The sequence below is a fragment of the Weissella minor genome, assembly GCF_001437425.1.
GTDB lineage: Bacteria > Bacillota > Bacilli > Lactobacillales > Lactobacillaceae > Weissella > Weissella minor.
On the sequence record NZ_JQCD01000022.1, the window covers coordinates 10,133 to 20,304 of the forward strand.

24 protein-coding genes are annotated in these 10,172 nt (G+C 36.7%); 20 read left to right on the forward strand and 4 right to left on the reverse strand.

Going from position 1 to position 10,172, the window contains the following annotated elements:
• Positions 1-28: 28 nt before the first annotated feature.
• From IV67_RS03230 to IV67_RS09415, 3 genes are all read right to left on the reverse strand, one after another.
• On the reverse strand, positions 29-352 hold the full coding sequence (locus tag IV67_RS03230) for a hypothetical protein (protein WP_057787068.1): 324 nt from the start codon (positions 350-352) through the stop codon (positions 29-31).
• A 72-nt stretch (positions 353-424) separates the two neighbouring features.
• On the reverse strand, positions 425-886 hold the full coding sequence (locus IV67_RS03235) for an ImmA/IrrE family metallo-endopeptidase (RefSeq protein WP_057787070.1): 462 nt from the start codon (positions 884-886) through the stop codon (positions 425-427).
• Positions 876-1,238: a helix-turn-helix domain-containing protein gene (locus IV67_RS09415; protein WP_057787072.1), complete on the reverse strand. Its 363-nt coding sequence runs from the start codon at positions 1,236-1,238 to the stop codon at positions 876-878. Before IV67_RS09415 ends, IV67_RS03235 begins: the two co-directional genes overlap by 11 nt.
• A 258-nt stretch (positions 1,239-1,496) precedes the next feature.
• Here IV67_RS09415 and IV67_RS03245 point away from each other — a divergent pair, with 258 nt between their 5' ends.
• The 3 genes from IV67_RS03245 to IV67_RS09225 are packed head-to-tail and all read left to right on the forward strand — an operon-like array spanning position 1,497 to position 2,601.
• Positions 1,497-1,709: a helix-turn-helix domain-containing protein gene (locus IV67_RS03245; protein ID WP_057787074.1), complete on the forward strand. Its 213-nt coding sequence runs from the start codon at positions 1,497-1,499 to the stop codon at positions 1,707-1,709.
• 2 nt (positions 1,710-1,711) lie between these two features.
• Complete coding sequence (locus tag IV67_RS03250) at positions 1,712-2,440, forward strand: phage antirepressor KilAC domain-containing protein (protein WP_057787076.1); 729 nt, start codon at positions 1,712-1,714, stop codon at positions 2,438-2,440.
• Positions 2,441-2,442: 2 nt separating this feature from the next.
• Positions 2,443-2,601: a hypothetical protein gene (locus tag IV67_RS09225; protein ID WP_157050280.1), complete on the forward strand. Its 159-nt coding sequence runs from the start codon at positions 2,443-2,445 to the stop codon at positions 2,599-2,601.
• Here the strand turns inward: IV67_RS09225 and IV67_RS03255 are convergent.
• Positions 2,598-2,855, reverse strand: a complete 258-nt coding sequence (locus tag IV67_RS03255) for a DUF1883 domain-containing protein (protein ID WP_057787078.1) — start codon at positions 2,853-2,855, stop codon at positions 2,598-2,600. The two genes, IV67_RS09225 and IV67_RS03255, sit on opposite strands and share 4 nt — an antisense overlap.
• 73 nt (positions 2,856-2,928) lie before the next feature.
• Here IV67_RS03255 and IV67_RS03260 point away from each other — a divergent pair, with 73 nt between their 5' ends.
• The 17 genes from IV67_RS03260 (at position 2,929) to IV67_RS03325 (ending at position 10,099) form a co-directional block, all read left to right on the forward strand.
• Positions 2,929-3,168 carry a hypothetical protein gene (locus IV67_RS03260; protein WP_057787080.1) on the forward strand — a complete coding sequence of 80 codons (240 nt, stop codon included), beginning with the start codon at positions 2,929-2,931 and terminating at the stop codon, positions 3,166-3,168.
• Positions 3,169-3,178: 10 nt separating this feature from the next.
• Positions 3,179-3,391 carry a hypothetical protein gene (locus tag IV67_RS03265; RefSeq protein ID WP_057787082.1) on the forward strand — a complete coding sequence of 71 codons (213 nt, stop codon included), beginning with the start codon at positions 3,179-3,181 and terminating at the stop codon, positions 3,389-3,391.
• Positions 3,392-3,393: 2 nt separating this feature from the next.
• The gene (locus tag IV67_RS03270) at positions 3,394-3,597 is read left to right on the forward strand and encodes a hypothetical protein (RefSeq protein WP_057787084.1); all 204 of its coding nucleotides are present in this window, start codon (positions 3,394-3,396) and stop codon (positions 3,595-3,597) included.
• Positions 3,582-3,779, forward strand: a complete 198-nt coding sequence (locus IV67_RS03275) for a helix-turn-helix domain-containing protein (protein WP_057787086.1) — start codon at positions 3,582-3,584, stop codon at positions 3,777-3,779. Before IV67_RS03270 ends, IV67_RS03275 begins: the two co-directional genes overlap by 16 nt.
• Positions 3,772-4,011: a helix-turn-helix domain-containing protein gene (locus tag IV67_RS03280; protein WP_057787088.1), complete on the forward strand. Its 240-nt coding sequence runs from the start codon at positions 3,772-3,774 to the stop codon at positions 4,009-4,011. Before IV67_RS03275 ends, IV67_RS03280 begins: the two co-directional genes overlap by 8 nt.
• Positions 4,012-4,078: 67 nt before the next feature.
• Positions 4,079-4,276: a hypothetical protein gene (locus tag IV67_RS03285; protein ID WP_057787090.1), complete on the forward strand. Its 198-nt coding sequence runs from the start codon at positions 4,079-4,081 to the stop codon at positions 4,274-4,276.
• A gap of 228 nt (positions 4,277-4,504) precedes the next feature.
• Positions 4,505-4,711: a hypothetical protein gene (locus IV67_RS03290; RefSeq protein WP_057787092.1), complete on the forward strand. Its 207-nt coding sequence runs from the start codon at positions 4,505-4,507 to the stop codon at positions 4,709-4,711.
• Complete coding sequence (locus IV67_RS09230; RefSeq protein ID WP_157050281.1) at positions 4,711-4,875, forward strand: hypothetical protein; 165 nt, start codon at positions 4,711-4,713, stop codon at positions 4,873-4,875. The genes IV67_RS03290 and IV67_RS09230 overlap by 1 nt, the downstream gene beginning before the upstream one ends.
• A 9-nt stretch (positions 4,876-4,884) precedes the next feature.
• A complete protein-coding gene (locus tag IV67_RS03295) occupies positions 4,885-5,613 on the forward strand; it encodes an AAA family ATPase (RefSeq protein ID WP_057787094.1) in 729 nt (242 codons plus the stop codon).
• 2 nt (positions 5,614-5,615) lie between these two features.
• Positions 5,616-6,173, forward strand: coding sequence for a DUF669 domain-containing protein (locus IV67_RS03300; RefSeq protein ID WP_057787096.1), 558 nt, complete (start codon positions 5,616-5,618; stop codon positions 6,171-6,173).
• Complete coding sequence (locus tag IV67_RS03305) at positions 6,173-7,054, forward strand: hypothetical protein (RefSeq protein WP_057787098.1); 882 nt, start codon at positions 6,173-6,175, stop codon at positions 7,052-7,054. Before IV67_RS03300 ends, IV67_RS03305 begins: the two co-directional genes overlap by 1 nt.
• Before the next feature lie 12 nt (positions 7,055-7,066).
• On the forward strand, positions 7,067-8,461 hold the full coding sequence (locus IV67_RS03310; RefSeq protein WP_057787101.1) for a DUF5906 domain-containing protein: 1,395 nt from the start codon (positions 7,067-7,069) through the stop codon (positions 8,459-8,461).
• Between the two features lie 250 nt (positions 8,462-8,711).
• The gene (locus IV67_RS03315; protein ID WP_057787103.1) at positions 8,712-9,104 is read left to right on the forward strand and encodes a RusA family crossover junction endodeoxyribonuclease; all 393 of its coding nucleotides are present in this window, start codon (positions 8,712-8,714) and stop codon (positions 9,102-9,104) included.
• Positions 9,105-9,265: 161 nt separating this feature from the next.
• Positions 9,266-9,625, forward strand: a complete 360-nt coding sequence (locus IV67_RS03320; protein ID WP_057787105.1) for a hypothetical protein — start codon at positions 9,266-9,268, stop codon at positions 9,623-9,625.
• On the forward strand, positions 9,622-9,765 hold the full coding sequence (locus IV67_RS09235) for a hypothetical protein (protein WP_157050282.1): 144 nt from the start codon (positions 9,622-9,624) through the stop codon (positions 9,763-9,765). The genes IV67_RS03320 and IV67_RS09235 overlap by 4 nt, the downstream gene beginning before the upstream one ends.
• 2 nt (positions 9,766-9,767) lie before the next feature.
• Positions 9,768-9,914 (forward strand): hypothetical protein, encoded by a 147-nt coding sequence (locus IV67_RS09240; protein WP_157050283.1) that lies wholly within the window; start codon positions 9,768-9,770, stop codon positions 9,912-9,914.
• Between the two features lie 2 nt (positions 9,915-9,916).
• Positions 9,917-10,099 (forward strand): hypothetical protein, encoded by a 183-nt coding sequence (locus tag IV67_RS03325; protein ID WP_057787107.1) that lies wholly within the window; start codon positions 9,917-9,919, stop codon positions 10,097-10,099.
• Positions 10,100-10,172: the final 73 nt, after the last annotated feature.

A 10,172-nucleotide genomic window follows, 5' to 3' on the forward strand; every position in this document is an offset into this window, starting at 1 on the left:
AAGTCTTCACGTTTGGACAAAAGTTGTGTTAATAGTTGATTGACTTATCGTCTAATACCTTTTTTGACGCTTCATTTGAAGGTTTATAGCCATTCTTAATAAGTTCTTTGATATAAAGCTTGTTATAGATAAAAGAAAAAACAAGGTTGGCAACAAGTGCAATAAAACTGCGGTCAGAATCCCCAAGTAGGATAGGACCACCACCCAAAATAAATTGAGATAGGAAAATAATGATTGCCCATTTGAAGTCCTTACGTAGTAGTGGGACAAAAAATCCGAATAGCAATACGGTCCACGAGAATCCAACCTTTGGTGTTTTTGTTTCATTTCCATTTGATAATGTAATTTGCATAATCAAATATCCTTTCACAGCTTTTAACGTGAATCAGATTTGCACGTATGTACGCCACCTTCGGGGGGCTTTTTAATTAGCACGATAAAACAATTCAGGACTAGGGGTGACTGAATTACCTATTTTTATACCTTTTATTTGATAAGCGTCGACACATCGACGTAATTGGTCAATAGAAACTCTAAAGTGATCTGCAATATCAAAATCATTTAATTCAGGATTTTCAATTGCATAAGACGTTAGATCTTGCTCATTTATCATACCCATTGCAGTATTAATCTCCGCCTGGTACTCAACGGATTGAGTATACTCGTCATCAGAGTCTCTTATGTGTCCAAACTCGTGTTCTAGAGTTTCTAACTGTTCTGATTCAACTAGTTCGGCGTTGTACACTACTAATATTTTCTGATTATTATCCTTTGGGAAAATCGTGGCACCGTCCCAGCCAATAGGACACTTAACGCGAGGAGACACTTTAACGTTAGGATATTCTTTTTTAAATTCTTCTATTACGTTATCTACTTTATTCGTCATCTTGCATTTCCCTAATATAGTCGTACTTTAAAAACTCAATGTAGTCATCAAGTTTTTTTAATTGCTCATCGTTTAATCCAGCGGTTCGGATTTTATTCAGAACGACAATATCTTCGGGCTTCAATTCTTCCTTGTTATTTGTTTTAGTAGGATGCATCTCATCAGTATTACCTAATAGGTAGTCTACTGATACGCCTAGGACGTCAGCTACTGCTTTAAGTGCATCAGCATTTGGTTTTTGAGTATTCCATTTATAAATCGCATTTTCGGAGAGACCTGCTTTGATGGCAGTACTTTTAAGATTTAAATTTTTATTTTTTGAAACTTCTTTTATACGTTCAACTATTGTCATATCAGTATTCCTTTTGATTTTGACAAGATAAAAGTATCCGATTGTATATTTTGTTCTTTACAAAATTATCCAAATGGATTATAGTTAACTCATCAAGTACTTAAGCAATAAAAAACAAACGGCTATCACAAGTAACTTTGTCGAGTGAATAAATGATAACAGTGCTTTTATTGGCTTATTTCGTATGCACTTATTGTATCTGATTGGATTATTTTAGTCAACAACTTGATAAAAAATATACAGAGAGGAGGTGAGTATATGACCGCTTTAGAAAAAGAAGCGCACAACGTATACGTAGATTTCAAAACTGCCATGTTGCGTGCGGGATTTAAACAAAAGGAACTAGCAGAGATGTTAGGCACATCTCAAGCTCAAGTATCACGAGCAATCAAGGGTGCGACTGATCCAAAGAGTATTGAGCTTCGTGAGAAGATGACAAAAATTTTAAATATGCATGAACAGGAGGCATAACAATGGAAAACGAATTAATTGCCATTCAAACGAATGAACAAGGGGAGCAACGAGTTAGTGCTCGTGAGTTGCACAAACAATTAGGAATTAAGAAACGTTTTAGTACATGGTTTGAACAGTATACAGATATGTATAGCGAGGGCATTGATTATACGGTCGTACTTGGAGGTACGACCGTTCCAAATGGCGGTAACGGTGCGGTCCGCGTACTTGATGATTACTCACTCTCAGTCGATATGGCCAAGCACATCTCAATGATGACCAAGACTGAACGTGGTAATCAAATTCGAGACTACTTCATTCAAATAGAAAAGCAATGGAACTCACCAGAACTGATGATGGCACGTTCATTACAGTATGCGAACAACAAGCTCATCGGATACGAAAGTAAGATTGCTGAACTCACACCAAAAGCTGAGTTACACGATAAGTTCATTGCAACCGGTGAGGCGATTGGCGTACGTGAAGCGTCAAAAGAAATGGGAATCAAGCAAACTGATTTAGTCGATATTTTGATGAACAATAAATACATTTACCGAGAACAAGGACGTAACGGAAAGTTACAGCCATATAAGAAATATGTGCCTAAGCTGTTCGTCCTTAAGAGTGGTGGAGTTGGTGAAAATGGTATTGAATTCACGCCACGAATGCGAATTACACCATATGGACGTGAGTATTTTTATAAGAAGTTCGTTAATCCTGAACAAACAGAATTAGATATGGAGGCATAGAAATGAAATTAACAATTGAAGGCACAGAAGAAGAAATAAAAAACACGCTCCAAGCTATTAGTGGTAGCAAGGAACGTGATGAATTACGGATAGCAAAATTAAGTGATGATTTTGAACCTATACGTATGCATACAAAAAAGACTATTTATCCTAATAATTAAGTGAATGAGTAGCGGAAATTAAATCCACTTCCACTAGGATCATCTACAACTAAAAACATCTGTTGTCCAATGGTAGCTGGACTTGATATAGAAACTGGTGTTTTTGTGAAATATCCGCCACGATATTCAAATCGCTGACCGCTTTGCAATAAGTTCAGATTATGCTGATCAACAATATAAACATTGGCCGCATAAGGCAATTCGACAGTTGCGATAACCTTGTTAGATGATGCGGTTGTTTGAAAAATTTGCATTACGCTTTCTCCTTTCATTAAGGACTAAGCAAATGAGCTAGTAAAAACATTATAAAACAAAAGAGGTATAAAAATGGAATTAACAGCAAAGCAAGCACGTAGTGCATATGTACAAGGATTAGAACGTTTTGACCCTATCGTTGAAGAGAAGATTAAAAGTGTCATGCATAAGCAGGACCATACTACTTTTTCATTTGATGTTGATGAAGAAGAGCATGGATGTGCGGAATACGTTGAAGCACGTCAGGATGAGTTTGCGGAACTTGGATTTGAAATTGGCATCAATAACGATGGCGTAACGATTAAGTGGTAGGAGGAGCACTATGGGAAAAGCAATTCCATATAAAGGCGGTGCAACTGTAACGCCTGGTGAAGCAGCAACGTTATTAGGAAAAACATACGATTGGTTTCATGATAATTTACAGTATTCAAAAAAGTTTATGCATGAAGTTCCTAATAAAACATCAGGACGAGGGGCAACATATCTTTATTCAGACGTTATGCGATTTTTAAGATTATCAGATTGGGGGATTTAAACATGACGGGAATTATTGTGAGTTCAGTAATAGGCGTATTTGCTCTAGTTGGAATGAAAGTTACCTGGGATAGATTTCAAGAACCAATAATTAATTTTGTTTTATCTATGCTACGAATTTTAACTTATCCAATCGTTTGGCTGACCAATGGAAAGAGCCAAGCTGAACGCATCCGAAAGGAACATACAAAATGGTTAGCCGATTAAAGCAGTTAAGGCTGGACTTAGGTGAGTCTCAAAGACAAGTTGGCGAGCAGTTAGGAATAGATCCTAATAATTTGTCTCGATATGAACTGGAGAAAAATCAACCTGATAAAGAGACGTGGATCGTTCTAGCTGACTATTACAATGTGTCTCTGGATTATTTGATGGGGAGAACTGATGAATAGAATTAAAGAGCTGCGTGAATCAAAAGGAAAGACGTTGGCGCAAATGTCTGACGAAACAGGTATTACTGATAACAATCTCAGTCGATATGAGCACGATCTAAGAAATCCTAAATTGAAGACACTGTGTGCTATTGCTGATTATTTTGATGTTAGCTTGGATTATTTATTAGGGCGCACAGATGAAAAATGGATAAATAAAAAAGCGCACTCTGCTACAACAGAGAACGCTTAGGAGTTAATTAACTTTGGCGAGTTTTTAACTCCTAAACTATAGCACAAGAAAACGAGGATGTACAAATATGAATGATGTACCAGATGCTCGTATTGATCCACCCGATGATGATGCTCCAGTAGCATTTGATTTTGAAGATACTGAGATCTATTCAGGTCAATATGTATGGATTGATGTAGACGGAAATTATATTGATGAAGAATTAGTGACGCCATATTTTGAAAGATATTTGCGATTTATGGGCGCTAAATTACAAGAAATGTAGGAGATATACCATGACAGAAAAATTAGTTTTACGAGCAGAAAACAAAAAAAGACAAGGAATACAATCCAGTTTTTATCTCAAGTGATACACATCAAAAGTTAAAGCAACTATCTAAATCAACGGGCATTCCAATGCGATCGTTGGCTGATAAAATGTTTAACTTTGCATTAGAGCACTCAACCATTATCAACTCTGATGATGGAAGTAATCCTGAATAAGAAGGTAAGCATGACATCAAAAGAACAATATTTACATGATCATTTCTTTAATCCGCTAGATGAACCCAAGACTATGGGAACAGACTTATTAGGTCATGCACTCATCGAAAATGATGAGGTATATAAGTCAGATGAAGGTGTTTTTCTAATTAGTGCATTAACTAAAGCACAAAAAGAAATGGCTAAGGTAATGAAATTAAAGAAGGCGGTATTGTAGTGGCAAAAGCAGAGATTGAAGTAAAGATTGACAGGGCAATTGAACAAGTTGCTAATATCCACTTTCAAGCGATTCGTGGAGAATCAAAAGACGTTGTACTGAAAGCGTTGGACGAAGTAGAAGAAGCAATTATACAAGCTAAAAATTCAGTAAACAACATGTAAGGAGGGCATATGCCTAAATATTTTAAAGAAGGTTCAATTCCAGATGAAGGAAGTATGTACTTTCTATATGGCGGGAAAGGAACCAAGAAAACACGAGTGATTAAGCAATTTAATGGATTAAAACTGGTATTAAGTTTTGACGGTTCGTACAGTGCGTTAGCTGATACGGATGATGTCCGATTAATTGCGTATGGTAAACAAGATGCGCCAATCATTCAAAAACAAGTAAGAGATGATTTAGATCTTAATTTATATGCAATCGACCCAAACACACATCAGTTTATTTTAGATAAAAATAATCGTAAAACTATCAATCCAGAAATTAAAGTAATTGTCTTAGATAATGTGACAGCACTCCAAAACTGGGTAATAGATAATATTGAAAATGCGAGCAAAGATGGACGTCAAAATTGGAACTTGGTTCAAAAGTGGTTTCGTGATTTAGGTGGAGAATTACGAGAACTAGGTATCCCTGTTTTGGCAACAGCACACCAAATTAATGGAGAAATGCCCAACACATTTAAACCAGACATGAATGACAAAACAAGAAACGCGTTTGCAGGATGGTTTGATATATTAGGACGTATTTATAAAAAAGATGGGACATTTATGGTTGATGTTGACCCAGAAAAAGGAAACGAAGGGGCAAATCGATTAGATACACGAACTGAGTTTCCATTAGAAGAATTATTGCAACCAAAAACAAATACAGAAGAAACGAAAGAAGAGGAAATTTAATTATGGCTTTTACATTTGACGCAAACGATATTCGCATGGCATCTACAGGACTTGAATTTGGTGGAGATTATAACGTGAAGGTTGTTTCTGCTGAATTTAAGGGTAAGACAAAGAACGGTAATGATTACGCAACGGTACGCTTTGAAGTTGTGGATGGTGATCAACAAGGTGCACAAATTACTCACGTTTTCATGGACGATGCAGAAACCGAACGGCCATTCCGATACCGCGAAATTAATGCCATGCTTGCTGGAATGAATTATCAAGGTAGTGGTGAATTGACCTTACAAGGTCTTATGTCACAAATTGTAAATCAACAATTAGCTGTTCAAGTAAAGAAGTTTGAAAAGTCAACGAACGACGGAAAAATCTATTACAACCCACGTATTGAGAATTTTGGAAAATTTATGACTGGAGGCTCAAATCCAGATAAAAATAACCCCCGTCCTTCTAACAACACGGCTACACAATCAGCAAACGGTGGTTTTAATCCGGCAGACCAAGGCATGACGCCACCACCAATGGCACCACAAGGAGACCCATTTGGTGGAGGATTTTAATGTATGCATTTAAGAAATCAGGTATTTATGGAGACTATGATGTTGTCGATGACCTTGATGTAGTCACTTACACCGAATCGCTTCCAGTAGTGCATGAACCTATAGAAGATGTTGATGAATTTAAAAAAGTATCTGCACAATATTTCACATCTTCAAATTTAAAGAATGGATTAGCACGAAATCGAATGAATATTCAAGATGTGCAGGGAATCATCTTTGATTTAGATGGTGTAGATCATTGGGAAGAATTGATGAAAGATTTCTATGACATGCTAGTAAAAAGCAAAATTGAAATGTATCTCTGGAAGACTCCGTCAGCTCTCGCAGCAGACGGTAAGCATGCAAATGGCTCTCGATTATATATACCTTTGGGCGAAGCAATTGAGCCTGAGCTTTTACCACAAGCAGTTGATGAATTAGCGCGGATATTTATTCTTGGCGGATTTAATATCCTAAGTTATGGTGCAGATTTACAAGCGTCTAGAACAGTAGGACGCCTGATGGGATTGCCATTGCAGCAGAAAGACACAATTGTTCCATGGGACATAGTAAATCGTAAACGATACAAGGTACAAGCTAAGTTAGATAGGTCATCATTTCAATCAACAAGTGATAGTGAATTTGTAGGTGCACTAAATGATGAGCCAACGATAGAAAATCTGACTAACTTTATGAAACGTTATACAGATAAGCATCATATTACATTTAATGTTGGAGAACGGGATAATTCACTAACAAGAATCTTTGGAGCAGTTAAAAAAGCATTTGATGACATAGATATTTCTGATTTAATGAGTGCTTTTTATGAAGCTGGGATTGCACAGACTTTGGATAATCCAGAAAAAGACATTAATGCTAAAGCTAAACGACTACTCAAGTAGAAAGGGGGGTAAATGGCAAATGGAATCAGACTAAATTCGGTTACTAACTTTAATCAATTACGTATTCCGTTTTCAGAAGTCGATGAAGATGAAGGTGGAATGAATACGGATTTTGTCAATCAATTAAATTGGCTGAGATTGGATATTCTAAAGAACGGCAAATATAAGTATTCAATTAGTTCGGTTATTGATTTTGCGAGTTGGTTAATTCAATACGACAGTATCGTAATTAAAAATGATTGGGGCTATATCTGGAATGGTTCGTTTTGGGATCGTGTACCAGTTAAACAAGTAACAAATATGATTGATGTTTCCATATCTGTCATTACTGACAGACTAAAGGTTAGTTCAAATAAGAAACGTGAACTACAAAAAGATGTGAAGCCATTCTTGATTGAGTATTCGCGTGGATTCGATGATTCGCTAAAAACAAATTATATTGGTTTTAAAAATTGGACTTTAAACGTGAATGAAAACAACTTTTTTCACCCCAAAAAAGAGATGGCCATTATTGATGGATTTGATTTTGAACCAGTTCCAAACGAGGTTCCTAAAACTTGGGTTGCTTACGCAGATTATATGTTCGGTAAGAATGCACGATTTTTATGGGCGTGGTTAGGTTACGCCTTTCAAGCCAATATGAGTTGGAAACAAGGCGCACTATTCTTGCTTGATCCAATTGGTGGAACTGGTAAAACACATTTCGTAACCAAAGTAACGCAAGCCATGTTTGGAAGTAGCCGAGTAGGTGCATTCAAGTTGAAAAACTTGCAAGGTAATAATGCACGATTTGAAACTGCACGATTTGTAGGAAAGTCACTAATGGTTGATGATGACGCAACGAAAGTTCGATTTAAGGAAGATGATACTTTTAAATCGGTGACCGGTGGCGGCCTTTCCCCAGTCGAACGGAAGGGGATTGACGGGACGGACTATCGTATTACCGCTAAGATGATTGTCAATGTAAACGAAATGCCCATATTCAATGACAGCGGGGCGATAAAAAGGCGATTGCATATTATTAAGACCATTGCACCGGTGGCAACTGCTACTGAGATTAGCAAACGTGATGTGCTATTTCCTAGTTCAGAATTGGAACGAGAAACACCAATGTTAGCAACTTATGCGATTGAACAGTATCAGCAAGCAGTAAAAGAAGATTGGCAAATTTTCGGAAACATTGCAGACGACATTGTGGCATTAGATCCTTTTGAGCAGTGGCGACAAACGTTAGTACCACAGTATGGCAAAGCTGGTGACTTATATGCAGAGTATGAACAGTTCTACATGAATTTACATTTATCAGATACAGATAAGCCGATGAGTAAACAAGCATGGGGACGTAAGATGGTTAACTGGTATGAAAAAAAGAAGAGCAGAGATGGAATAGAATATTTGGTCACATAGTGTGAACGATGTGAAGGATATGTGAACGATACTGTGAACGATTTAAGCCCGTCATACCAACGGTTGTGAACGATGTGAACGTTTTTTCTTTATTTTATTTATTTATAGAAATTAGTATAAAAAATAATAAAGAAGAAATAGAGGGTGCTATATCGTTCACATCATGCACAAGTACTGATATGAGTGCGTTTTTGATGAAAAATAACGTTCACATATCGTTCACAAAACGTTCACAGATTTTGGAGAAAAGATGAGTCAGAAGATATTTGAAGCTCTGATTGAACTGGCTAACGATTTTGGAAGTGGGAATGATTTACAACATAATACGAAAACTAATACAGTTTATCGTGGTGCGAAATATCATGCCTACAAAGATGAGTTGATTGAAGCATTGGATGAATTGAACGATAAATTTAAAGTTCAGATTGATAAGGGCGATGAATTAGCAGTCAATTTAACTTTTTATCAAACTAATGTGAATCAGACCACGAGAGCTACTAAGGATTTGGACAATATGGAAAAGCCGACTTTAGATGCGATGCAAGTGGCGTTGAATTTTGATGACTCTCAAATTGTGAAAAAAGTTAGTCAGAAGCAGAGCAATTTTACGAGAGCCTTGAGGATAGAAATTTGGAAAGCATGAATTTAGACAAAGAGGCACAAGCTCGTGGTTATAAACATTGGCGTGATTTGGAACGTGATTATGGCAAAAATTATGCCGATGAATTGAAGCGAAGTTTGGAACAAGGACACTAAATGAATATGGATAGCGCAAGCGGGATAGGGTGGGTATTAGGAGTATGAGTGAATAAATTAAAGAAGATTGAAGAAAAAGCAAGCAAACGACAGCGGACATTATTTGCGACGTTTATGACATTGTTAGTTATGTTTGGATATTGGGATAGTTGGCAGTACATTCCATGGTCATTACGAATTTCATTGTTATTGTTAGCGGTTGTATTTATTGTTTTCGCTAAGCAAGCAGATATGTACAGTGAGCAAGTTATTGAAAATAAACAAACACTGTTGAAGCGAGCTGAGGAAATTAACTGGCAAGATGGAAAGATTCGTAATCAAAAAAGATATATTGATGAGCATGTACCAACGGTTAAAGAAGTTGAAGAATTACGAAATAAAATTCAAAAATTGGAGACTGGAGAATGATTGGAGTAAGTACAACAGAAATGGCAGCCAAGCAAAAGTATTTTGCGTATGTTGTAAGCTCATGGAGTCAAGGTATTTATATTTTAAATCCGAAGCATATGAGTGCTGAACAGCGACAACGTGCGAAAGGAAAATGTTGATCATGTCATATCAAGTAAAGATAAAATCAGAAGATGAAAATCAAGATAAAGTTGTTGAGAAGTGCATGACACATGAGCAAGCTGTGCGAGCAGCATTAAAGCTGACGACTCAAGGTGTGAAAGCCTGGATTGAAAAGATTGGAGAATAAGCATGAGTGAACAAGTGGAACCAACAATGGATTATAAAACAAAAATTGATAAGACGGATGTACTTTTGATTATTAGTTCCCTTGCAGAACGACTAGAATCAAGCGCTGGTTATACATTTCTAGAAGAAGTTTCGGATGAATATCCGGATGAAGAAACAATGACTCTTACTGAAACAAACTTATAAGAAGAATGATTATGAGCGAACAAGAAAAGCATTACATTGTACATTTTACTGGAGCAAGAGATGATGCTCCTGG